Raw genomic sequence first — 25,512 nt, 5'->3', positions numbered from 1 at the left:
ATGCCCATCACGGGCATCTTCGACTCCCCACATCACAATGTCGAGAATACACGCTACGAACGTTTTCCCCAAGTGGTTTCAGGCAACTTTGCACGAAACCGCACCGGTCTCGACCCTCACATCCCACCTGCATGCGTCCAATAAACGACATCTCCCCTGATCCTCCGAGAATAAAAATGCGGAAGACATGCCTAACAGCACATCTTCCGCTTTGCTCATTCAGTCATTTCGTTTACAGACTCGGTATTATGGGCATCCTACAGCGTACGCATCACCAAAGCAGATGTAGTCAAACACGTTCAGAGATCCGCTGCCATCACAGTCAGCATATGACGAGCCAGCCGCATACCGATTACCGAAGCAGATGTAATCGAAGATGTTCAGCATTCCATCAAAGTTGCAGTCAGCAAAGCAGACACTCTCGATGCGACCTTCGCCGCCGAACGGGTAGTCCTGTGTGCTGATCACACCGCTGAGATCATTCGTGATGTAGTTTGCGAGAGCCTGCTGGTACGACACGCCGAGCGACGTGAACGCAGCACCATTGAATGGGTATTGATCACCGCCCCGTGCAAGGAAATCAATGGTTGCAACATCGATATCCGGCGCGTTCTGATTCACCATGCCTCCCTGAACAACAATCGTGCCGTCGTTGAGTGTGATATTCACAACGCGGTTTCCTGGTGTTGTGATCAGTCCGGTGTTTGGATCGATGATCTGGGCGGTACCGTCCTGATTGATATCCATCTCAAAGCCGGCAATCTGGGCAAAGCGGCCGCCAGACTGACCAACCTGTGATACCGCGTTCTCCATGATCTCCTTGAACTGTGCTGGCGGAATATTGGGCACAACAGAGACAAAGTTTGCAAATGGAAGCACCGAGAATGAGTCAAACTCTGTGATATCACCGGTTGGGAGGATGGTGTTGTTACGGATACCGCCGCCGTTCTGCAGCGCAACCTGCGGCGCATCAACGCCAAACTGTCCAGCGAGCGCCTGACCCACCGCGAGCATTGAGTCTGCGCACAGGTTACCAAGATTTGTTTCCCGATTGCGTACCTCGGATCGGCGACCATCAAGTTGCACCTCAGACTGACCGAGAACGTTCGCTGCAAGCGATGCAACCGATGCCTCAACCGGATCAACAACCTGCGCCTGCACTGATGGATCAGGGATGACAGCATCCGGCGCAACGCCGGACACACGCACGGGGTCGGACTCACTCAGAATCTCGACGATATTGCCGTTGACATCAAACCCAACAACAAGACGCCCAATGTACTTGTAATCCCCGTCGGTTGTCACGACTGGCACCATCGCGCCAGTGCTGTCGGTACGCAAGACTGGATAGCCCGACTCGCCAGTGGAGAGCATCGCGGGATTATCGCCAGGGACAAGCAGCGCGCCAGTCGAAGCGAGCAACTCGTCACCACCACCACCGACCACAATGTCGATGTTGGAGAGACTGGCAACAAGATCAAGCTCGTTGATGATGCCCTGCAGATGGCTCGTCAGAATGATGATGTCAACACCCGCATTTGTCAGCGCTGTTGCCTCCGCCTGCACAGCCGGGAGCACCTGATTGATAATGGTGTTGCGAGGGCTGGAAACATACGAGAGTGTTTCGGTGGTCGCACCAATGATCCCGATCTGTCTGCCCTGCACTGTCACAACAGTTGATGTTGCGATCTGGCCGTTGTTCACCTGTGCCTGCAAACCTGGCTCGTTCGTGAAGTCAAGATTCGAGCTGAGGAACGGCACTGGGCCAACAAAGCTTGAGATAAAATCTTCGAGCACATCGGGACCGAAGTCGAACTCATGGTTGCCGATACACGCCGCGTCGTACCCGATCAGATCCATGCCGATCGCGTCATAGAACGGCACACCATTGGTGATGCTCGCATTGAACTCCGGGCCTGCAAGAAAGTTATCGCCAGCGGAGATGAGGATCACTCCCTTGTCGGCACCCGGCGCCGCTGCCGGAAGAAGATTCGCGCGGAGATTATCTGCAAGTGTCTTAAACCTCGCGATTCCACCAAAGTCTTCAATACCCGATCCTGCGTTGACAAGCTGCGATTCGCCGTCGTTGTGATGAAGGACTGTGAGGTAAAAGTCGGCCTGGCCGAACGCTGTACCCGCGATTCCCAGAATCGAGGCAACTCCCAACAATTGTGTGCGCATTCTCTGTTCCTCTCTTTCGTGTGGTCTGTGTGAGCATCAAATCGCCGGAACATAAACGGGTATCACGCCCGGGCCAAGCAGAGCGCACGTTTCGCGCGAAAGACTTAGCGCACCACAGACAGACTATGCACATCTTCACCGTTTGCTGGCGAGGTCTGAACACATCGCAAACAAAGAAAGCCCCGTGAAAACACGGGGCAGAGATACACACAGTTGTGCATCGAAGTGCGGACAGCTTACGGGCAGCCAGCTGCATAGGCGTTGCCATAGCAGATGTAGTCAAAGATATTCAGCGATCCATTGCCGTCGCAGTCGGCGTACGACGTGCTCGCTGCGTACTCATTCCCAAAGCAGATGTAATCGAAGATATTCAGAGTACCGGAACTGTCGCAGTCGGCATAACAGCACGACACCGGCGCATCCACAATATCCCGTATCAGGCGCTGGACGACAAAGAGATCGTCCAGAAGGATGATGCTCGTCTGCGTCATGAATACAGCAACAATTTGGCGATCCTGATCGATCCAAGGCGTAAAGCCGCTTGCGCCAGGGGAAGTGTTGATCTTTTCTCCTGCCGGATCATTGAAATCGTACGGCTGAATCCAGTTGCCAAGCCCATACCGCGGATCTCCAAACCCGCCAACAACATACGGCGAATAGGTTGACGGAACACCGTTGGTCTGGCTCGACAGAACGTCAGTCACACTCGCAACACTCAGAAACTCTGCCCCCTGCCACATTCCTGCATCAAGCAGCATCTGGCAGAACCTCGCGTAATCTGGCATGGTGCTTGATGCACCTCGCGCCAACCTGGGATTGGTTGCAGAACCCCACACTGGATGGTCGTACCGTGTGTTGAGCATGCCAAGCGGCTGCGCAACGCGCTGCTGGAACAGATCGTTCCATGACTGACCTGTCAGCACTTCGCAGACACGCCCCGCTGTCTGCATCGATGCGTTCCCGTAGAAGAAGTCCTCACCGGGTAGAACACCGATCCGCAGACCGGTCGTCGCAATCTGATCGACACATACGTCAAGTGTTGTGTTTGGATTGGTCTCGCAGGGAGGATCACCCGGCAATCCCGACGTCAGCGAGAAACACTGGCGGAGTGTGATCTGATCCAGACCGGGCTGCGCAAAGGAAGGGATATACGTCGCAACGGTATCATCAAGCTGCGCAAATCCATCGTCAATTAATGTCATCAGCGTCACCGCAGAGAGCCACTTACTCGCTGAAGCGATGCGCACTTCTTCCTCTACGGTGTACACACCAAACGCCTGCGAGTACACCTCCTTTCCATCCACCCACACCACCATCCCAGCACCTGGGAGTGTGGGGTGGGAGACCAGCAGGTCCTCCATAGCCGTTGTCAATGGACCAAAGTCATACGTGCACACTTGCCCATTCACAGATCCGACATACCCGCACACCCCAACGCAAAGCGAACCGAGAACCCGTATCGATATGTTGGCTGCCATACACACCTCATCTTTCCATCACTTCGATGCGATTTACTACACAATGTAGTAGATTTCAGGTTTGACGAGGTATGCGAGACAGAATCTACAGGAATCGCTCTCTGCTGAAAAAATGATCTGACCAGCAACCGCATAAAGACAAAGACCGCCCAGAAAGGACGGTCTTTGTTTATGTTTTACTCGGATTGCTTCAGCGGTATTACGGGCAACCAGCCGCGTATTCGTTGCCGAAGCAGATGTAGTCAAAGATGTTCAAAGATCCGCTGCCGTCACAATCTGCGTACGAGGTGTTTGCCGCGTACTCGTTGCCGAAGCAGATGTAATCGAAGATGTTCAGCGCGCCGCTGCTATCACAATCAGCATAGCAGGCGTTGCAGTCTGCTGTAGAAGCGCTGATCTTCACACCATCAATCTGCGGTCCTTCATGGTCGTTCTGAATGCTGTCGACCGTGTTGAAGGAGAACGAGATTGTCACGTTCTGACCCGAGAAGTTGGACAGATCAATCGAATGTGCGGTCCAGCTGCTTGTATCGGAGAGCTGCTCGATCTCTGTCCCGTTCACAAGCACCTTGAGCTGGTCATAGCTTGCGTTGTTCTCGGTGCGAAGCGTGTAGCAGAACTCAAGCACACCGTTCGCTGGAACAAAGACGGATGGAGCTGTCAGTGTTCCTGAGTTTGCTGCGCCGGTGTTGTATGTGCAGTTTGCCTGGCTGTAGTACGCGTAGTTGGCTCCATCGCACGGTGAGCCAGACGCTGCGCACGCTGTGCCGAACGCCCACAGACCGGTTGCCGCCCAGCCGGACGGAACACCACCCGACTCAAAGTCTTCTTCGAGCACGGTGTTTGTGGTGAGACCGGTTGCTGAGAGTGTCGCGAATGTGTTTGTGGGAGCGTTGAGCGGATGGACATACATGTTGCCACCCGTCGAATCAGCCGAGAAGAAATAGTCCATCACAGTGCCGCAGGGAACAGCCGGTGTGATCGCCTGATACACATTCGGGGTCACCTGATTCATCGGAACAGACACAAAGCCCGAGCCGATGTCATAATGGAACATGCCGGTGCCGGGCGCGGGCGTGTTTGCACCAGAAGCGCCAACCTCGACGTTGATCACATCGCCACCAGCAGGGTCGATCAGCGCAGGGAGACCGCCCGGATACGTGAACGTCAGTCCAACCGGAATGCAGTTGCCTTGCGGGTTATTCAGTGCGTTCTGCACTCCCGTGTGCGCAAGATGTGTGCCGTTATTGCCGTCGGTGCTGCTGCAACCGGCGTGTGTATGGATACCGATCGCCTCGCCAGTCGACTCATCAACAACAGGCGAACCCGAGTTGCCACCGGTTGTATCTGTCTGATACGAGATGGGATTTGGTGAGCCAGTGGTGGATGTCACCTTCGGGCCAGTGTGTGTCTTCTGCACAAGGTACCACGTTGGACTGACAGGCGAGGTTGTCGAGCCATAGCCTGTAATGTTGATCGGTGTGCCGTTGGCGGGCATGTTTGTGGTGATGTTGTACGAGACCATACCCTGGCGTTCGTACGCCGTCATGCCCGCACTCTCATTAAAGCCAACATACGCGAAGTCATTGCCAATGCCCTGACCGCCGTTCGACTGGATGGATGCGGTGTCCACCGGATACTGATCCTGCGGTGCTGGATTCACAGGGCTGCCACCGGATGTTGACAGCGGCACATTGAACTGTGCAACCGCGTTCGTTGTGCCGTTGGAGATGCAGTGGCCCGCGGTCAGGAAGCAGTGGGCAGCATCATCGATCAGCCACACCGTGCAGCCAATCGGCATGAGTCGCGCATTGCGGGGATCACTGGAAAGCTGGCGATCGTCTACGCCACAGAGCGATTCGATGGATGGCGCATTCTGCGGCTCGCCAACATCAACGCTCTCGATTTGCACGCGATTCAAGCCCGTGTTTGATGCGAGAATCTCAACAATCACCGTATCGCCGTTGAAGTACGCCGTAGAGTTGTGCCAGTCACGCATCTCCTTCGCGTTGAGCGTCTGCACCGCACCATCCTGCATGGAGGTGATGCGAACGTACGACGCGTCCGGGTTGAACATGTTGCCCGAAAGAATCACATCACGGAAATACACGCGAAGCCACGACGCGCCGGGGCGGGAGATCGTGGTTGTGTACACAACCTGATGGCCCGGTCCTGCGTTATTCGCAACGAACCCGGAGTCAGAGTTGATCGTGTCGACATGGAACTGGGCCGGCGCTGTCTGTGCAACAGCGTGACCAGCAAGAGCAAAAAATGCTGCTGCTGCAGCGGCGCGATACTGACGCATGAGAACTCCTCTTCTCAAATCAGAATGAAATGGATCAATCCAGAGATTCACAACAGCCCGGCATACAAGCAGACCGCCGAACAAGCCCAGCATACACGATCCAGCGGCAAGTTGGAGTACCAAGTGCGAAAAAACTATCTGGACCTATAAAAACAAGTCGCACGGAGCGATCCGTGCGACTCAGCAAACGCAATATGCCTTCAGGATTTGCTGTATCCAAACCCACCCCGTTCAGGCATCATCTGTATTACGGACAACCGGCGCTGTACTCGTTTCCGAAGCAGATGTAATCAAAGATATTCAGTGAGCCTGAACCATCACAGTCAGCATACGCGGTACCCGCTGAGTACTCGTTGCCGAAGCAGATGTAGTCAAAGATGTTCAGCGCGCCGCTCCCATCGCAGTCGGCATAGCAGCCAGTATCAGGCGAACCCTGCACTTCGTAACGATTGGCAAAGGCGCTGGAGTTGCCATTAAAAATATAACCAGCGCTTGTTGCAATACCAGTGGGTTGTGCGCCGCCGGAATCGCCTTCCCAGCGAGTACATCCAGACTGTATTGTCGGCTCCACATACACCCAGTATGTCTGGCCAGCTTCAAGGGTCACAGGTGAATCGGGGACGAAGTCGAACGCGCCGAGGCCTGTTGAAGTTCCTGACATTGTTGTCGTTGTAAGCAGTGTTGATGGTGCACCCGCACCAGACCATACCGACACAGCCAGATCTTCTGCTGGCGGCGATGTGTCAAAGTTCACATAAAGCTGGACAAGATCAAGCTCATAGTTCGGACCGCTGGTGGGCATGGTAAACCCGCCTGCCTTGTACACAGTTGTCGCACAGTTACCAAACACTGTGCCACTGGCTGAAGCTATATTGAGGTTGCTGATAACAACATCGGCAGATGCTGCTCCAGCAAGCGCTGCTACGGCCAGCATTCCAACCAATCCACTTCCTGATTTCATTTTGAACTCCTCTCGTTTCACTCTAACACAACAACAAACACAACTACAGCGTCCAGAAGAGACCCTGCAATCAAACTCAACAGTGGACCAAGGCCCACGAAGCCCTATCCGTTGTTCAGTTTACTGGAAACAGGGAGAAATCGCAACCGGTTTTTCGGACATATAGCCGTGGAAATGGGGCTTGACTGTTAAGGGCACCCTCCTGCATACGCATTCCCAAAGCAGATGTAGTCAAAGATGTTCAGCGAGCCGCTCCCATCGCAATCAGCGTACTGAGAACCGCTTGCGTACTCATTCCCAAAGCAAATGTAGTCAAAGATGTTTAGCGTGCCGCTCCCGTCGCAGTCGGCATAGCACGATGTGGTCGGCACCATGGCATATGCCCGTGTGTTGCTGTTGTGAACACCCGTCCCGACAATGATGCCATCATCCGAGATTCCCATGGCCGAGGACGACGTGTTCATGGACAGATCCCATCCGGAGCCCGCAGGCAGCAGATCCGCGACGAGATACGTCTGCGTGCCATCGAACAGAAATGGGATTGCAAACGCATTGGACGCTGTTCCAACAGCCCAGCCGTTCGCGTTCACACCGCGTGCTGATCCCTGGCTTGTGCCAACAGGCAAAGGGATCGCAAGAGAACCAGTAGTCTGCGTCCAGATGAACGGCTTGCCGTTTGCCTGATTGAATGAGCTTGATCCAACGACATGTCCGCCGTTGCCAACTGCAAAGCAGATCACAGAGTTGTCACCCGACAATGCAGGAATCAAAAACGCACTGAGCGTGTTCATGTCGAACGCCACACCTGCGTTTATCGCTGCGTTGTTCGGATCAAACCCAGTCCCAACAATCAGCCCAGCATCATTAATGCCATACGCGACCTGCATGTAGCTGCCGTTGGTCGTTGTCTGTGTAATGACCGACGGCACAGGCACATTGAAGATCGCACCGCGCTCCAGGCTGCCGCCATTGACCGAACCAACAGCAACACCGAGCGAGTTGATGTCGTACGCACGTCCAAGTGTCTCGGTCACTGGGAGCGGAAGCACTGAGACAACGCCATTCTCCCACATCAATGGCAATGGATCTGAACCAAACGCAGTGGTTGAACCAACGCCGACGACAACACCAGCGTCGTTCACGCCGTTGCCAACCGAGAATGCGCGGACAGGCGACGCGAGGTTTGGCAGATCGACACGACCACCCACTTCAGTCCAAGACCACGCATGCGTTGGGCTGCCAAGAGATCGTCCCGTCACGATGCCGCTTGGCGAGACACCGAACGCCTGCGAACCAAAGTCGCTCGTCTGCACAATGCCGATGTCATAAATCTGGTACTCCGGCTGAGCGGAGAGAACACATGCGAACCCGCACACAACCAAAGATCCCAATGCACATTGTTGTTTCACGGCTACTCCAATCTGGTGAAACCCACGATCGGCCATGATACTCGAATGTCTTCCCATGACTCCCTGCGTGTGCCACTGCTGAGACACAATCGTATGATACAGATCGGTTATTGGACCGCAAGTCCGCTTGCAGACATATCAGCAGCGACAGTTAAAGCGCCGGTCGAGAACGACCGGCGCGCAAACATCACAAGGCTGTTGTGTGCTGAGTTCAGTTACTGGCAACCAACCGCATACAGGTTACCAAAGCAGATGTAGTCAAACACATTCAGCGTACCGTTGCCATCGCAGTCTGCGTATGGGTCGTTCATGCTGTATGCATTACCGAAGCAGATGTAGTCAAAGATGTTTAGCGTACCACCGCCATCGCAATCGGCGTAGCAGAGATCAAGCGTCACGCGATATGCAAGGAACATGGTATCGTGATCGAACGGGTCGCTGTATGCGAACGGAGCAATGCCAAACGGCGCCATCACACCGTTGGTCGCAATGAAATCGTTGTCATTCGCAACAAAGAGGAAGTAATCATCCTGCTCGGGGGTTGAGAGATCTGGCACGAGTGCGAGTCCTTCCCATTTTTCAGAGAATGTGTTGGCATCGCCATCGGGCTGCTGAGTTGTGATATCAAGATTAAGACCAAATCGAGTCAGGTCAGCAAGATTGAGCATATTGATGACCTCCTGCGTTGCAACCGCAGTAATAGACGGATCAAGCACTCCACCGGGTGCTACCGGCGTCGTGTCATGAAACGCTGTGCCGACAAGATTCGTTGCACCGGATATGTCTGCTGCAACAATGCTCGTGTATACGAGCGGCTGCCCGTTCTGCGAACCACGACCGTTAGAATCGCGCGGGAGCAGGAGGAACTGCGTGTCACTGAGTGCGACCAGCTCACTCTGCGAAGCTGTAGCGTTCACTGCTGATCCATTACCATCATTGCGATACGTTGGAAGTTCAAGAACATAGTGCCCAATCGGCGCTGTGGGGACCGGGTTTGTCTGGATATCGAAAATCAGTACACGCGTGTGCCTGCGTGCGGGCTGCCCGCCTGAGCTGGAGTCCTGGATAGCCGCGCTCTGATTCACTGCGATGAGGTATGCACCATCGGGAGTCAGACCAATCGCTTCCATGCCCTGGTTCTGCCTGCGCCCGGTCACTGGCGCAGCTGTCGATGTGAAGTGTGGTGTCGTTGCAGCATCACGGGGGAGCAGTGCATCGGGTGGATTAATCACGCCAAGGAGTGTTCCACTTGCGCTGATGTAGTAGATCGCCGAGCCGTACTCATCGCTGATGTAGTAGTTCCCGTTGTCAAGCGCAATGATGCCTTCAGCATCCACAGTGATATTGCCGTTCAGTCTTGGCACTAGCGCGCCCAATGTCGTGGTGAACGTGTCAGGGTCGTTGCCAACAAGCGGCTCACCGGTCGCCTCTGTCGCCAGTGTCATGCCGGTATAGTTGAATGTAATCTGGTCCTGCGACACTCCGCTTCCAGTTGCGAGCGGATTGAAAGTAAAGTCAAACATCTGGATTCGTGTCTGGTAATCGATGAAGCTGGATGTTGCAGGGTCATTGCGTCCACGATCGGGAACCGTGAGGAACGTGCCTGAGAACCCCGTGGCAGGCGCGTAGCTCCATGTACCGGGCGCGATAGCCAGTGCCGACACCGATCCATATGTCGAACCCTGCGCATCAAGAAATGATGGGATGCGCCCTACACCGACAAGGCCATGGTTCACAAACCGCATCCCGCCAAGAGAAGCGAATATGGAGCTTGGCTGATTGATCACGTTCGGCGTGGTGTACTGAGCGTGGGCAAGTCCTGCAGCCCCGAGAATGGATACGACAGCAAACGATGTACGACGCATGATGCATTCCTTCCATGATTCGCGCTCAGCACCGGACCATGTTTCCCGGGAGCGGGAAGCTTCCGGCACTGTGCGACGCGTGTGAAAGGAAGAGTGAAGCCGCGAAGCGCGTGGATCAACGTTCAGACTGATTTCAAGTTCAATGAAGATCTGTACAAGACAGGTTCAGATGCTTACTGGTTCTTCACAAAGGCCAAGACAAAGACACCTCGCAGGAACACCCGCGAGGTGCCGATTGACAGAATACAAACTCATACCGGTTACGGGCAGCCTGCCGAATACTCATTGCCGAAACAGATGTAGTCGAAAATATTCCACATGCTGTTGCCATCGCAATCACCATAACTGGTCTGTGCAGAGTACTCGTTTCCAAAGCAGATATAGTCAAAGATATTCAGCGATCCGCTGCCATCGCAATCGGCATAGCAACTATCCAGTTCAGTATAGTTGATACTGCCGGAGTACATCCGTGTGCCAATACCGAACTGGTTTGGTGTAAAGTTGAGGTCGTTCGCAATAGCACCAGGAACCGCGGTCAACTTGCCATCTGAATATGGCCCCGTTGCATCCGTCTGAACGGTAAGAGATCGCACCGAACTCGTGTTTGGCGCATGCGACAGAAGCGCAAACCCGTAGGTCTCACCCGGGTTGATCACCAAGGTTGTCACGTCAAGGTCCATGTGCTCAGTGCTGCCATGCGCCCCAGTAAGGTCGTACGTGTGATCGCCTATCACAGTCCAGTTTGCTGGCATACTCGCGTTGACTTCCCAGCCTCCCGGTGCGACAAAGCACTGGATCTGTGTCGTGTAGACTGGTGGCGCTGCTGAACCTGCGCCAATGAAAAAATCTAGACTGTCAAGCTGGATGGGATTCGGACTGTCATTGCGGACATCAATCAGGGCGCCACGAGTGATCCCCGTCCCTGCTGGTCCGCACACCAATGTTTGTGCAGACACATAGCCGGATGATACTACAACTGCTCCAACAGAAAGAACGTGCATCAAACGCATGTCAAACCTTCCCTTCATTGCTCTGCCTGATGAAATCGTGCCCGAAACTCCTGCGACAACATTCCACCAAACAACGTCGTTGCGGCACACTCACACGCATGAGCGTGACACCTCAGTGTACAGGATTTTCCTACGTTTCACACAAGGAATGCATCGCGCGTGCTGACAATGCACAAGAGCATCTCCATGCCGGCTGTGACGCTGAAGGCGCATCTACAGCCCGGACCACATATTGCACAATATCCGTCCATTCGCAATGACTGCGTTGTACGGCATCCTTACGGGCACCCGGCTGCGTAGGCATTCCCAAAGCAGATGTAATCAAACACGTTGAGTAATCCGTTGCCATCGCAGTCCGCGTAAAGCTCGCTCGCGCTGTACGCGTTGCCGAAGCAGATGTAATCAAAGATGTCAAGGTTCTTATCGTTGTCACAGTCTGCATAGCAAAGAGCCTGCTGATGGTTTCTCAGTAGAGATACGCCAGAATCATTTTGGTATTGCGCCCGACCGCATGCTACAACATCAACCGAACAATCTCCATCAAAATCGTTAGCCGCTATCGTAACAACGCGGGGCCACGCAGAATGAAGGGTCGGTGCCTCAAACGTGCCGTCACCATGTCCCAATACCACACAGACCCCGCTGTTTGTATAAGTATTCATGAGAATATCGATTGTTCCATTTGAATCAACATCCTCTGCTATAAGAGCGTTTGCGGATCCTGTGACAGTAATAAACTCATCAACTAACTCAAACTGAAAGCTGCCGTCCCCTGCGAATGAATACAGGTACAAGCCAGCCGCGCATATGTCAAGGAGACCGTCATTATTCAAATCTACAAGAGCTACCTGTTGAATACCGCCAATAGTTTCAATCACTGACTCAACTGAGTAACTGCCGTCCCCCCTATTTTTCAATACTTGAACTCGATTGCGAGAGCACGCAACAATATCTAATAGCGTGTCATTATTAATATCTCCAGCGGCAAGGCATACTGTTTCTGGTTCCAGATCATGAAGCACAAGTACAAACTGCTCGCCATCGTTTTCCCATATCGCCAAGTTACTGGGCGAGGAAGCGTTCGAATAAACAACGGAAGCAATGTCTACATAGCCGTTATTATCAAAGTCGCCAGTAACTGTCTGGCCCACGCGATTTCCCGGCGGTTGCATCAGGGTCAGCTGGGTATAGCTGCCTGTATTGGTTCCCATAGCCACCTTAAATCTTACACCTCTCGCATACTCTCGGAATCGGGACATTACAATGTCATATATACCATCTTTGTTTATATCGATATATTCCATCGGGTACTCAGACGAACTAAATAGTGCAGCGCTCTTTGTAAATGTTCCCAAACCGTCATTCAGCATGGGAGTCACTTCTCCACCTACGCAACAAAGAAGATCCTGATTACCATCAAAGTTAACATCTGCTGCGATTAACCACTCATTCTCTGGCAAGGATGTGCGTTCACAAGATTCGAAAGTGCCGTTGCCCTGATTTATCAGAATCTGAAAAATCTCCGGATCAAATGTGCCGATCGAAATGTCACCTGAACGAACAATGTCAATATCTCCATCGCAATCCAAATCAACAGGCTGAGTCCAGCCAATAACGTTTACACTTCCCGCCGGCAATCTCTGGGTTTCGGTTAGCACTCCATTGCCATTATTGACAATAACTACGTGCTCATCGGAATCGATTGTTGTAACAATAAAATCAGGATCAAGATCATTATCCAAATCTGCAACTGATATGGCCCTAACTTCACCTATAACACCGACTCCAAACGAGAGCGATAAACCTCCAGCACCATCATTCTCAAGCACAACGATATTGTCTGATCCATAACAAGCAGCAACGACATCTAAATCCGTATCGTTGTCGATGTCAACAACATCAATTCCAGTTGGATTTCGATCAGCCACATAATGAACAACCGATGCAAAGGCCTGGTTGCCTATATATTTTCCAATAGCAACTCTTCCAGTAGTCTGCTGAGTTGAAACAGAGGCGACAATGTCGAGATCTCCATCGCTATCCATATCTGCTAGCTTGATGTCCGCTGCGCCATTGCCTAGTCCAACTATAACAGGGTCCGCAAAGTTACCGAATCCGTCTCCAAAGAGAACTATGGCTGCTTCGGCGTTGTTTCCATACCCCAATATGACAGCATCAACATTTCCATCTAAATCAATATCACCGGCCAGCGATGTCCCGGACATGTTGATGCCGACAACTTCGATACGACTTTGCTGAGAAAAAAATGCTAACCCATCATTTACATAAAGTAAATACTCTCCGTTGCCAGACATCAGCAAGTCAATGTCTCCATCATTATCGAAGTCACCCGACGTAACCAGTGCGTCTCCAGGTGAGTTAATCCCGTTAGCAAAGACAATTTCTGGATCAAAGCCTGGTCGTTTATTCCCCAGGTAAACATGGAGACCTAACGATGCACTTGCTGCATCAACTATTCCATCACCGTCTAAATCACCGACAAGCCTCGCCTTTCTAGCACCGGCGACAGAGCCTGATCCCGGAAAAGCTCGAGCATAGTGCTGCGCATGAAGAGATGTCGCAAAGAGACAAATTACCAATAGACACCACAAAGTTTTATAAAAAAGTTGAACAGAACTTGTTATCATAATTTGTTTTTTCATTAGTGTTTTCTAAATCTAAATATGTTTGACCCCAAGCTAAGGGCACCCGGCTGCGTACGCGTTCCCAAAGCAGATGTAATCAAACACGTTGAGTGATCCGTTGCCATCGCAGTCCGCGTAAAGCTCGCTCGCGCTGTACGCGTTTCCGAAGCAGATGTAATCAAAGATGTTCAGCATAGTGTTCTCGTCGCAGTCCGCGTAGCACCACAAAAGCCCCTCAAGGCGTGGATCGTGCTCGCCAATCCGTGTCGCACGAAACTGTGTTCCACCTGCAGCAAAGCTCCACTGGACGTTGCAGTTTGCGTCTATCTCGATAAACGTGCCAGCTGTTGCAGGGCAAACAAGGCTGTTGCCATTGGGCATACGCTGCAGACCCGACATAATCAGCGAAAAGAAGGATTGCCCGCTCAGCGCATCGCACTCCCAGACAAATCCGGATGGTCCATATCCACCAACTGCAGGAAGTGTGTATGTACCGTCGGGATTGACACCCGTATCAAGCTCAACAACGGATGAGTATCCTCGCCCGTCGCCATTGTTAAAGATCGTGATATTGCCCTCGCCCGGCAGACCATCGGGAATCCACTCGGGGTCGTGTTGACCAAACAGCATCTGATCTGCTTGTGTCCCGCGTCCGTACGCACGTGGATTGCCCCATCGATACACCAGATCTCCCGAGTGCCCCTTCTCATGCGACAGAATCCAGATCTCCGACCATGTTCTTGACGAAACGACGATCTGGTCGAGCTCGGCGTTGTAATCGATGGCGTTCCAATGCAGCCAGTCTGAGTCGCTCGGCCCAAAGTTGATATCGATTCTGCCGGGATGATCCGCGGGGTTCCCATAGTTTGGTTTCGTTGGATCAAGATTCTGCACGAGATGGTCCCACACGTGCCATTCCCACACGATGTCGCCCGTCGTTGGGCCCGTTGGTTCGATTTCGTAGATGAGTTCCGACCACACCCACGGGCCAGCATGTGCAGGATCGCGACCCATCGCAACTGCTTCAGCACCCGTAAACCGTTCCCATGCCATGACCAGCACATTCCCGTTCGGTAGTATCTCGATATCGTGATGCTGCACGTAGTTTGGACCAGCTGCAACATAGTTCCATTCGATTGTGCCATCCCACGCGATCTTCTGGATGCGGCCCCCACGACCTCCGCCCCCGAAGTTTGACACGGTCTGGTCGTTGCACGTACGCATCAGCGCGCCATCATCAAGAAGATAGACCGCAATGCCAGGCGCAAAGTTACTTGACCACGTATGCACGTTGTTCCCTGCAAGATCGATCAGATAGGTCGATGTGGATCCTTGAAACGGCGCATAGAGCGTCCATTCCGGATAGGCCTGAGCCATCACAGTTGAGTTCACACCAGCAGTAAACACCACGGAGCACACGAACTGGACAGATATCGATCGCATGAACCCTCTCCATTCAGCGTATCCAGGGTTATGGACAACCGCTCGCATACTCGTTCCCGAAACAGATGTAATCGAACACGTTGAGCGATCCACTGCCATCGCAATCGGCGTATGGGTCGTTTGCGCTATATGCGTTGCCAAAGCAGATGTAGTCAAAGATATTCAATGAGCCGCTCTTGTCACAATCGGCGTAGCAGGCACTCGGGAGAGGCGGGATCGAGTTGAGCGCCTCAAAGATCTCGGAGGTGATCTCGCCATCATCCGTTGTTGAAGTGTGTACGCCATCTGAGAAGTTCGCATGACCGCCAATGTGGTACCAAAGCACCGACCAGTCGTCGTGGCCATTGAGAATTTCGTTCGGCGACGGCTGTTGATAACAGTTTGCCGGTGGTGGAGTGCATGTGTAGAGGTAGTTGATGTCGCCGGACGTTGCGCTCATACTGATTGTGCCGGTGTTGTTCCAATCGACCGGATCCCCATGGTCGAGGCTGGCGTACTGGAACTGGCGCAGTCCATTCGGGTGTGGCGTGCCCGGCAAACCGAACATCACATACGCGCCAACTGGATACGCACCCATGGGTGCGCCGAGTCCGTCGGCTTCGATAAGCATCGCCTCGTTGAGCGATGGGAGTTCGATGCGCGAGTAGTCGAGAATCCAGAATGCGTTTGACCAGAACGCCGGTGTCTGCCAGAGATAGTTCATCACGCTGACATAGTTCGGTTTGTTATGGATGCTGTCATCGCCACCGTGGCGAAGGAACAACGTGTGTCCAAGCTCATGCATGAACGTGCCAGCCTGCTGATTGGGCGTGCCGCCAGGTGTATTCCAGCCGCCGAGTGTGACCATGAAATCGTCGCCGGGGAGTTCTGCGAGCCCGCTTGATGTTGTCCCACCCCACGTGTTTGCAAAGATGCAGTACCGAAACGCGAGATTGCGTGCTGCCTTTATGTTCGTCCAGTTGGCACTGGCTCGCTCGGTCATTGTGCCGAAGTACGCGTTCTTGTCCTGATCGAACTCAGTAAATTTATTCGGATAATCGCGGAGCGGAAGATTGATCTCGTCGAGCACGGGATGGAGCGTGATCCCCGTTGTGCCGTTTGGATTCTCCACCGGCGAGTTCGCAAACGCGACGATGACCGCTGGAAGCACCGAGATGTGCGGTGCACGACCCGTCATCGCGTCAACCTCGATAAACAGATCCTTGCGCATGGGGTCGGCACCCATAGCTGGCAGATCAAGATCAATCGTGCCGTCGCCATTGACATCAATGCCGTTTGTCTCCCACCCGTCCGCGAGCCCGTCGCCATCTGTGTCGCCAGCGTCAATGATGAACTCGAACGTTGCTGTACCAGAACCGAGCGACTCCGTTTCCGTGGTGTGCGACACACAACCAACCGAGAGGTAGTAGGTTTCTTCGGGCTCGAAGGTTCCCGAGAACATAATCTGCTCGGTAACGGAAGTCTTGGACGCCTCAGCCAGATTGGTGTAGAGCTCGCCTGTGACTGAGCCCGAGAGGGATATCTCGCTCTGCGCTACACCCTCGTTCACGTGCAGCGCGTGCAACTCACCAATGATCGAGAACGGCGTGGATGTCGCCACGGTGAACTCTGCGAAGATTCTGGACTCCGCGTTGCTGTACATTGTGCATCCACCGCCACAGAACGCGTCCTCCTCGGTTCGACCACTCCCTGTGATCTTGAACGAGGTCAGCTCCGATTGCTGCATGGCTTTCGCCTGAACACCCGCGACGCTGGCATCCACCGACTCGTTCCATGGCTGACCGGGATACACCAAGCCCGTCTCCTTGAACTCATCATCGAGCGCAACGCCAAGATTCTCTGCCGACGCGACAATGAGCCGGTTGTCAGATGTAATCGATATCTGTGCGCTGGAATCAAACGTCAGCAGCGCAGTGAGTGCGGCGAATGAAACAAAGCCGATGGGGGATCGCATGGATGCGCCTCCTGTGCTCAAGAATATGTGTATGTAAAAATCTGCACAGCGTTGCTTCCAACGCCAGTGCAGTACTGAGACTTACGGACATCCATTTACGTACTCATTGCCGAAGCAGATGTAATCGAAGATATTCAATGATCCGCTGCCATCGCAGTCGGCGTACGAACTTCCAGCAGAGTACTCGTTGCCGAAGCAGATGTAATCAAAGATATTCAGCGAGCCGCTCTGATCACAATCGGCATAGCACGTGGTGTCAACGTATTCGATACGCATGCGGGGGAACGCAACATTCGAATAGTTTGACGCGTCGTACCCGGCTCGGCCATCGCGGATGGTGACAACGCCGAGATCAAGATCCTCACCCGGATCATCGCCCCAGAAGAACCGCTGATAGCTGTTGGCGACTGACAGATTCGGGTCTGCGCTGCGAAAGTGAAGGAGGTAGTCCTGTCCAGCGTTGAGCGTGTAGCTGATCGCAGCGTCCTGCCATGTCTGTCCGATCCCGCCAAGACTCACAGTTACCGAGTGCAGCAGCGGCCCGGGAGCAGCAAACTCGCCAGCACCCTGATAGATCTGCACCTCGTAGAGACCCGGATTCATGTCGCAGTAGAACCCCGCGCCAGTGAGCGTGATGGTCTCATCGCACGTGAAGTATGCGGCACGCCCACCACCAACACCGCCGGCAGAAGCCCAGCCCTGCATCGGGTCAAACTCGAGTGTTGTCTGCGCCGATGCGCAGCATGTCATCACACACACACCAAGGAACCAAACGCTCTTCATGTTGTTCTCCCTTTCTTTCCACTCACGTGAAACACGCACGGATTCACGGACACCCAGCTGCGTACGCATTGCCAAAGCAGATGTAATCAAACACATTCAATCCACCGGACCCGTCACAGTCAGCATACGGGTCATTTGTGCTGTAGGCGTTGCCAAAGCAGATATAGTCGAAGATGTTCAACGTGTTGTTGTTGTCGCAATCAGCATAGCAGGCGACCGGTGCATCAAAGAGGAACCGCGTCACAATCGGTCCCTGGTTGTACCAGTCGTTCGGATTCGAGATATCACTCGTGCCCTTTGCTTTCATGTCGGCGCTACCCACGGTATCAAGCGCACAGTTCGAAAACCCGTGTCCAGTATGCAGGATTGTCAGGCACAGATCTCCGCCCTGATAGGTGAAGGGGCTTGCGAACTGGATCGTTGTTCCCCACGCGTTCGGTGTCGGCGAGAGACTCCCACCAGCATACGAGTTCGCATCCACCTGCCATGCTCCGCTATGCACTTGCACAACATCGGGCCCGATGTTCTCGGTGTACGTGGTGCTCATGTTTGCAGGCGTATTTGCAGCTGTTGCCAGCGACACATCAAACTGTGAGTACAACAGCGTCACGCTCGGCCATGACGGATACACCTGCCATGATGTCTGACGCCATTCGAGCCCTGTCACCACACTGCCCACCGGCATACCGCCGAGTTCCGCCTGACCGATGATCAACTGGTACCCGCGAGGCTGGTTGTTGAAGATCGTCGTGTACCCGCCAGTACCGGCGGCATTGGCAGCCGCGTTCGGTACAACGACCGTCTGCGCTGTTGCTCCCGCACACACACACAGAACTGCTGCGGACACGATGCTTGCTCTGATGATCATTCCAGCTCCTCTTTCTCAATGCCGCTATGCGCATTGTCTCTTGTGCAGCGGCTGCTACACATACTGATTCATGTTCGGCCATGTCAGGCGCCTGTTCAATATACAGGATACCTGCAACGCTGTGGAAGAAATTCTCGCCAATCTACCGAGTTTTTCGCCCCTTCCCCCATCCAGCCACCGATCAGATCCTTCCCGAAAACCCGAGAATAAATGCGTGAATGACAGCCGAACGAACTTGCGCTTTCCAAACAAACCATCTATCGTTGCTCATGCCGACAGCAACCAAGCCAAAGCGTACTGCGCAGCGTGCAAAGGCGTTCCCTTGCACAAGCATCAAGGGGCCGCCCGAAGCGCGTGTCTACATCGGCGATTGCCGCGACATCATCCCCACCATCTCCGATTGCCAGCCGACGAAGGAAACAGGCGCAGGGGTGGTCGATCTCGTCTTCGCAGATCCGCCGTTCAACTGGAATCGCGCGTACGACAAGTGGGAAGACAACATGCCTCGCGAGGACTTCCTCGAGTTTACATACCAGTGGCTGAACCTGTGCCGCATCGCGTTACGCCCCGGCGGTGCATTCTGGGTGAACATTCCGGATGACACCGCAGCTGAGATCGTTGTGCATCTCAAGAAAGAAGACGACAAGAACAACCAGCCCGGGCTTGAGATGATCAACTGGTGCATCTGGCACTATCGGTTCGGGCAGAACACAAAATCGCGCTTTATCAACTCAAAGGTCCACGCCCTCTACTTTGTCAAGCCCGATCCCACAGGCACATTCGAGCGCACGTGGGACACTTCAGAGATCCTTGAGCCCACAGACCGTGCAACAACATACTTTGACCCGCGCACGCTCTCAAAGCGTGACGGCATGCCTGCTGGCAAGCGCGTGCCGCTGGATGTGTGGTACGGACCATACTGGGGTCGTATCCAGGGGAACAACAAGGAACGCCGCCACGGTCACGACAATCAACTGCCCGAGGCCTATCTCGAACGCGTAATCCTCGCGACGTCAAAGCCGGGCGATCTCGTGATGGACCCGTTCCTTGGCTCTGGCACAACGGGCGTCGTTGCACACGCGCTCAATCGACGATTCATCGGTACAGAGTTTTCAAAGGACAATGCGGCACGATGCATCCAGCGGATCAAGGCCGGCCCTGTCAATCTCGGCAAAGCCCGCGGCGTTTCCACCGCGATCCATCAGGCGCGATCAACATCCGAGAAAACCCGGCAAACATTCCGTAATGTCTGAGTTTATCGCATGGTGCGCACACGCCATGTGCCATCGCGCAAGAGTTCCGTCGTGATTGCGCCGGTGTCCGGCGTTGCATACCACTGTCGCGTCTGCTTTGCCCGATCCCATCGTGTCTCATCAAGCCGCTGTACGCCGGTCGATTGCACAACGATTGCCGGGCTCAGCATACCAACAAACTCGTGCGAGACGTCGGAGTAACTCCCGTGATGCGGAAGCTCTAGCATATCGGCTTGCAGTTCTGGATATTCTGTCATGATCGCGATCATCGCGCTGCGCTGGATATCTCCAGTCATCAGCATACGACGTGTCGCGAACTGCTCATCGGTCGATTCGATCAGGGCAACAACAGATGTGTCGTTATCAAAGGCAAAGCGTCGAACTTCAACCGGATCCTTTGGTGGCCAGAGCACGCGAAGCTGCATGCTGCCGAACGGGATCACATCGCCCTTCCCGATCGTCAGAATCTCGATATTCATTATCTCCAGATCTCGCAGCAAATCAGCAGCTGCGCCATGCGGCCTGGTACTCGCTGTATCAAGAAACCGCTGCGTCACGAGCACACGCCTGAGTCCAATGTCGTTCGCTGCACTCACCAGTCCGTTATAGTGATCGATGTTCGGATGAGTGAGAATCGCAGTCGGCACACGCCACCCACCAACTGCGCGCAGCGCGTTCGGCACAAGGCGCACACCAATATCAAGCCCGAGACTCCCGCAATCCCACAGAAGTGCGTCGCGATCAGAGCGAAGTATGTGGCACGTGCCATCGCCAACGGCGAGCGTATCAACACGCAGCGCTGTCTGCGATGACAGGTGCGTCGCGAAGCGAATCTCGACGGCCAGCCATCCCAGTAACACGACACATCCAATCGCAAACACAATCCGTGAACGCCAGTGGTATCGAAATACGCGACCGCACCAGAAGAACCCATACACGACTGCCGCAACCACCCACGCGATCGACACCGCGGGCACACGAACTGATGAGCCCGGAATGCTGTCGCACCATCGCACAATCAACACAGCAAGTTCAGCGGGGACAACAACCACAGAGCCAATCAGTGTCCCCAGTGCGTGACTTATTGCAGCCGCGCAGAGCATTACAGCGCCCAGCATCAGCACCACCACGACCACCGGGCCGACAAGAATCGTTGCAACAACACCGATCACACTCAGGAGTCCAGCATGGTACATCACAATCGGCGTTGCGATCAGCCAGCACATCACATTCGTCACAAATAGATCGCGAGACTGCGCCCATATCCACTGCACGCGCGTAGTGCGATGAGCCTCCCCCGGCTTCCCAACAATCACATTTGCCTCGAATCTCGCGGCAATCATTGGCGTTAACACCAGCAGCGCTCCAACCAGCACAAACGTGAGGTGGAATCCCATGTTGAACGCGTCCATCGGCTTGCAGATCAACATACCGCACGCCGTCCACGCAAGCACAGCAACCGGGTCGTACCGTCTTCCAAGTGCTTCAGCGCCCATCAGCGCAAAAACCAGTGTTGCTGCACGCACGATCGGTGGATTTGCAGGAACTAGCGCAACATACACAAGCACCATCGCTCCAACAAACACCGGTTCAAACCGACCCCAATCGCCAGTCAGGCGCACACACAATCGCATCAACCACGCAAGCACCGCCAGATGGAACCCAGAGATTGCCAGCAGATGCGCAACGCCGGTGCGTGCAAAGATCTCCTGCGATTCTTGGTTGTCACGCTTGCCGAGCACCAACGCTCGTAATAGCGCGTTTGCAGCATTATCGTCATCATCGCTGCCAAACGTATTGTCCATCCAGCGCGATGCTCGCCGTTGCAGGATCGATCTGCCGCTCTTCAGTGTTGTCAGTGCATGAAGGAGCATGGGCACTTCCAAATGCTCTGCACTGGTCACAAGATCCATGTTCGGCACACTCACGGTACACGCAAGACCCGCCTGTCTGCGAAGCAGCGTTGTGTCGCGCTCACCAGGATTCAATGGTTTTTTATACTGTGTAGCACGTCCCATCACACGCACACGATCGCCGATCGCAATCCCGCCGATTGCGTCTTGAGCGTCGTAGTTCTCTGGAAGATCAACGCGGATTCGTGCTGTTCCACTCGTTTTCTGTTCCGGCGCCAGAGCACTATGCACAATGCGAAGATCAAACACCAGCACGTCCGGACGTGGCATCAAGGAGATATCTTTCCGATGCTCAATCCGAGCGGCGGATGACACAACTCCACCGATATCAACAAGCACCGCCCGATCGCTGCTCGCTGCAGAAAGCTGATGCACTACTGAATGATCTGGCCACGGCCCAACGCGAACGACCATCATCAGCACACCAACGAGCATCATCGCAAGTGCGAGCACAAACGCCCTGCGGATCGCAAGTACTGCGACCAGTACACCAAAGATCGCACCAGTCCACAACCCCGAGGACGCCAGCAACGAGTGCTCCGCAGCATCACTCGAAAGAAGTGCTCTACCAACCAGAATGCCAGTGACCAGACACGCCAGCGCAATACACGCCCTTCGCGCTGCGCCTGTCGGTATCCACTCCGGTAGCGGAATCACGGTGTGTGTCGCTGAAGACGTCCCACCCATAGCGAGTCACTTATGCGATTCGACCGGCTTGACAACCGTATGTACCTGTTGAACATCAGGGAGCAAATCCTTCAGTTGACGGATCGCGCCCGCCCGCAATAGACGATCAACCGTGTGCCTCGCGCCGATGTCTGCACAATGAACAACAAGCGTACCATGGCGCAGCCCGACTGGTCTGCACAACTGCCCGGTTTCATCGGGAAACAGGCGCATCCACACTTCAAGTGCTGCATCAAGCCACTGATCTGCACGGATGCTCGCTTGTGACTTTGCCTTCCAAGACCGTTGCTGGGTCTGCACCAGATCATGCACTGTTGCCGAGCGCGATTTTCGCACCAGGCTTCGCGCAAAGATAAGGCGCTGCTCAAGAACAGGATCAACGTCGGATGCGTTCTCTGCATTGTGCGTCATCGCGCACAGTGTATCACAATCGGCTACGCATTACACCGCCGGAAGCTGCCCGATCATGTCGGTCAATGTGCGAAGTTCGGTATCGCTGAGTGTCTTCTTGAGAGCCGCAAGCTCACGCTGGAGCATCTGTATCATCCGCTGGGTTGCCGCGATAGCATTGTCGATCGCGCTTGTCCCCGTGACCGCTTTCATCGCATCGGTCTGCCTGGCATCCCGCAGACGTGCCTCAGACTCCTCGCGCGCACGGGTCAGTGCTGCAAGATCTTCCTGCGCCCGTCGAATGGAAGCCGCCCAATCACGCGCTGCACGAAGTCGATCGGAAGTGAGCATGTCAGCCGCCTTTCGATTCACCCAGTCCAATCGGAGAACCCGAGTGGACACGTCACAGACAAATGCTGAACACACAAATGATGCGGTATGTTCACACGATCTGAATGATTTGTCAAACCCAATGCGAACAAATCCCTTTCACATTCTCTGATGTGAAAATCCTGTGTATCAATCACCTGTGTTTGTGCGCACATACCACCACGTTCTGGTCAGGCTGCCGCCTTCTGCATATTCGGCACCCATCGCTGGATGGCTGACACAACACCCGCCCGATCTCGCAGTGCTCGAGCACGATCAAGATCTGCAACCATCCGCTGGATCATCGCTACATCAACCGCGGGCCCACGCCACCCACGCACACCCGCCACCTGTGTTGGTTCGAGTGTCTCCCACGCAAGTGCAAGCTCTTCGTGCAGTTTCTCGCCCGGACGGATGCCTGTTGTCCGAATCTCCATCGAAGGGAGCGCGCTGGCGTGATGCATCGCGCTATCGTGCATTCCGTCGATCATCGGCGCAAACGCCATCGCGCGTGCAAACCGCGATGCGAGATCAACGATGCGCACTGGCTCACCCATGTCGAGCACGTGTACCAGCGCGTGCGCAGACGACGACTCGATCCCCGCAGCCTGAATCACAAGCGCAGCCGCTTCAGGAATTGTCATGAAGTAGCGCGTCATGCGCGGATCGGTGATCGTGATCGGCCCGCCATCGGCAACCTGCGCCGCCCAGATCTGCAGCACGCTGCACGCCGACCCGAGTACATTTCCGAAACGAACCATAGAAAACTTCGTCGGCGCTCTGTTGGTGTGCAGATGATCCGCGTTCACTCGCGCGTGCAATCCCTGCACGTACAGCTCCGCAAGACGCTTCGTCGCACCCATAACCGACGTCGGGTTCACTGCTTTGTCGGATGAAATCAGCACAAACTTCTCGCACCCGACCTCTGCTGCAGCATCCGCAACGGCCTTTGTTCCAAACAGGTTGTTTGTGATCGCGTGCGATGGATGATCCTCCATGAGTGGCACATGCTTGTGTGCTGCAGCATGGAAGACGATCTGTGGTGCAAACTGCTGCATGTGGTGCAGCGTCAACTCCGCATCTACAACGTCGTTCAGAACAGCAGCACGCTGAAGTTGCGGAAACTGCCTCCCGATTCGACGATCAATCTCAAAGAGCGCATTCTCGCTCCGCTCCATGAGCATGATCGCACTCGGGTTGTGTGCAGCAACAATGCGCGCGATCTCCGAGCCGATCGAACCACCGGCGCCCGTGATCATCACGCGTTTGTTCTCAACGACGGACTCGATTGCACCGGGCGCAGGCACGCGCGCCGAACGACCGAGCAGTTGCACCGGATCCACCGCTCCGCTGCTTCCTGTGCCGGAACTCGATCGCTCCTGCGCCATGCCAATCGTGTACGGCGGTGTGCGTTCGAGCAGTTCCCCGATCGGCGGTACGAACCTCTCGATGATACCAAGCTCGCGAAGCATTGCGCGCACGCGCCCGATCGTCTTCGACATTGCGCTGGGTAGGCACACAACCGCAATGTCGATCTGTTCCCGACCAGCAATCGCACCGAGCGCATCGACCGACCCAAGCATGGGAAGCGACAGATTCGTTGACGCATCTTCTGACACAAGCAGCGGCGATTTGTTCTGTTCAGACAACCCATGCGTGACCGCGCGCGCGGTGCTTGTGGTGGATGATGTGAGGTTCGTGATCGCTGGCGCGCTTATGTTCGCATCGATTGGCTTGGACTCAACAACCATCGTCGCGATCGACCGGCAACCGTCGCATTCCTGCTCTGCTCCAACCAGCACCGTGCCGATCGCATCAAGGTGCGTGCTCGCGGACAGATCGATCAACCGCTGCGCCTGCTGCACCGTCTGTGACGTGCCGATGAGTATCGCGGTCTGCGTCGCGGCAGTCGTTGGGGCGGGAGCGGAATCGGGCTTGATTGGCGTGGAAAGACGTGTTCGCATCGTCCCTGTTGATCGGTTGAGTGCCCGATCGGCG

The 25,512-nt window shown here is 54.5% G+C and carries 17 protein-coding genes; 1 reads left to right on the top strand and 16 read right to left on the bottom strand.

Features of this window, described 5'->3' with window-relative positions; all coding sequences use genetic code 11:
- Positions 1-246 precede the first annotated feature (246 nt).
- The 12 genes from H6815_05475 to H6815_05420 form a co-directional block, all read right to left on the bottom strand.
- Entirely contained in the window at positions 247-2,181 is a 1,935-nt protein-coding gene (locus tag H6815_05475) for a 5'-nucleotidase C-terminal domain-containing protein (protein ID MCB9859888.1), read from the bottom strand.
- Positions 2,182-2,417: 236 nt separating this feature from the next.
- Positions 2,418-3,659 carry a beta-lactamase family protein gene (locus tag H6815_05470; GenBank protein ID MCB9859887.1) on the bottom strand — a complete coding sequence of 414 codons (1,242 nt, stop codon included), beginning with the start codon at positions 3,657-3,659 and terminating at the stop codon, positions 2,418-2,420.
- Between the two features lie 199 nt (positions 3,660-3,858).
- Positions 3,859-5,964: a trypsin-like serine protease gene (locus tag H6815_05465; protein MCB9859886.1), complete on the bottom strand. Its 2,106-nt coding sequence runs from the start codon at positions 5,962-5,964 to the stop codon at positions 3,859-3,861.
- Between the two features lie 247 nt (positions 5,965-6,211).
- The gene (locus H6815_05460; GenBank protein ID MCB9859885.1) at positions 6,212-6,925 is read right to left on the bottom strand and encodes a hypothetical protein; all 714 of its coding nucleotides are present in this window, start codon (positions 6,923-6,925) and stop codon (positions 6,212-6,214) included.
- Positions 6,926-7,113: 188 nt separating this feature from the next.
- Positions 7,114-8,334, bottom strand: coding sequence for a hypothetical protein (locus H6815_05455; protein ID MCB9859884.1), 1,221 nt, complete (start codon positions 8,332-8,334; stop codon positions 7,114-7,116).
- Positions 8,335-8,549: 215 nt separating this feature from the next.
- Positions 8,550-10,199: an esterase-like activity of phytase family protein gene (locus H6815_05450; protein ID MCB9859883.1), complete on the bottom strand. Its 1,650-nt coding sequence runs from the start codon at positions 10,197-10,199 to the stop codon at positions 8,550-8,552.
- Positions 10,200-10,459: 260 nt separating this feature from the next.
- Positions 10,460-11,209 carry a hypothetical protein gene (locus H6815_05445; protein MCB9859882.1) on the bottom strand — a complete coding sequence of 250 codons (750 nt, stop codon included), beginning with the start codon at positions 11,207-11,209 and terminating at the stop codon, positions 10,460-10,462.
- Between the two features lie 278 nt (positions 11,210-11,487).
- Entirely contained in the window at positions 11,488-13,872 is a 2,385-nt protein-coding gene (locus H6815_05440) for a VCBS repeat-containing protein (GenBank protein ID MCB9859881.1), read from the bottom strand.
- 36 nt (positions 13,873-13,908) lie between these two features.
- Positions 13,909-15,297 carry an aryl-sulfate sulfotransferase gene (locus tag H6815_05435; GenBank protein MCB9859880.1) on the bottom strand — a complete coding sequence of 463 codons (1,389 nt, stop codon included), beginning with the start codon at positions 15,295-15,297 and terminating at the stop codon, positions 13,909-13,911.
- Between the two features lie 28 nt (positions 15,298-15,325).
- On the bottom strand, positions 15,326-17,251 hold the full coding sequence (locus H6815_05430) for a hypothetical protein (GenBank protein MCB9859879.1): 1,926 nt from the start codon (positions 17,249-17,251) through the stop codon (positions 15,326-15,328).
- A gap of 81 nt (positions 17,252-17,332) precedes the next feature.
- Entirely contained in the window at positions 17,333-18,034 is a 702-nt protein-coding gene (locus tag H6815_05425; GenBank protein ID MCB9859878.1) for a hypothetical protein, read from the bottom strand.
- A 43-nt stretch (positions 18,035-18,077) separates the two neighbouring features.
- Positions 18,078-18,902 carry a hypothetical protein gene (locus H6815_05420; protein ID MCB9859877.1) on the bottom strand — a complete coding sequence of 275 codons (825 nt, stop codon included), beginning with the start codon at positions 18,900-18,902 and terminating at the stop codon, positions 18,078-18,080.
- A 269-nt stretch (positions 18,903-19,171) separates the two neighbouring features.
- Between H6815_05420 and H6815_05415 the strand changes: the two genes are divergently transcribed.
- Positions 19,172-20,155, top strand: coding sequence for a site-specific DNA-methyltransferase (locus H6815_05415; GenBank protein MCB9859876.1), 984 nt, complete (start codon positions 19,172-19,174; stop codon positions 20,153-20,155).
- A 2-nt stretch (positions 20,156-20,157) separates the two neighbouring features.
- On the opposite strand, the gene H6815_05410 is transcribed toward H6815_05415, so the two are convergent.
- The 4 genes from H6815_05410 to H6815_05395 form a co-directional block, all read right to left on the bottom strand.
- The gene (locus H6815_05410; GenBank protein ID MCB9859875.1) at positions 20,158-22,755 is read right to left on the bottom strand and encodes a ComEC/Rec2 family competence protein; all 2,598 of its coding nucleotides are present in this window, start codon (positions 22,753-22,755) and stop codon (positions 20,158-20,160) included.
- Positions 22,756-22,761: 6 nt separating this feature from the next.
- Positions 22,762-23,166 (bottom strand): DUF721 domain-containing protein, encoded by a 405-nt coding sequence (locus tag H6815_05405; GenBank protein MCB9859874.1) that lies wholly within the window; start codon positions 23,164-23,166, stop codon positions 22,762-22,764.
- Between the two features lie 30 nt (positions 23,167-23,196).
- Positions 23,197-23,517 (bottom strand): hypothetical protein, encoded by a 321-nt coding sequence (locus tag H6815_05400; GenBank protein ID MCB9859873.1) that lies wholly within the window; start codon positions 23,515-23,517, stop codon positions 23,197-23,199.
- 188 nt (positions 23,518-23,705) lie between these two features.
- The gene (locus H6815_05395; GenBank protein ID MCB9859872.1) at positions 23,706-25,478 is read right to left on the bottom strand and encodes a polysaccharide biosynthesis protein; all 1,773 of its coding nucleotides are present in this window, start codon (positions 25,476-25,478) and stop codon (positions 23,706-23,708) included.
- Between the last annotated feature and the right edge of the window lie 34 nt (positions 25,479-25,512).

Source organism: Phycisphaeraceae bacterium (assembly GCA_020639155.1).
Classification (GTDB): Bacteria; Planctomycetota; Phycisphaerae; order Phycisphaerales; family UBA1924; genus JACKHF01.
Note: the sequence above shows the minus strand (reverse complement) of the source record. Positions and strands in the feature narration are given on the sequence as shown.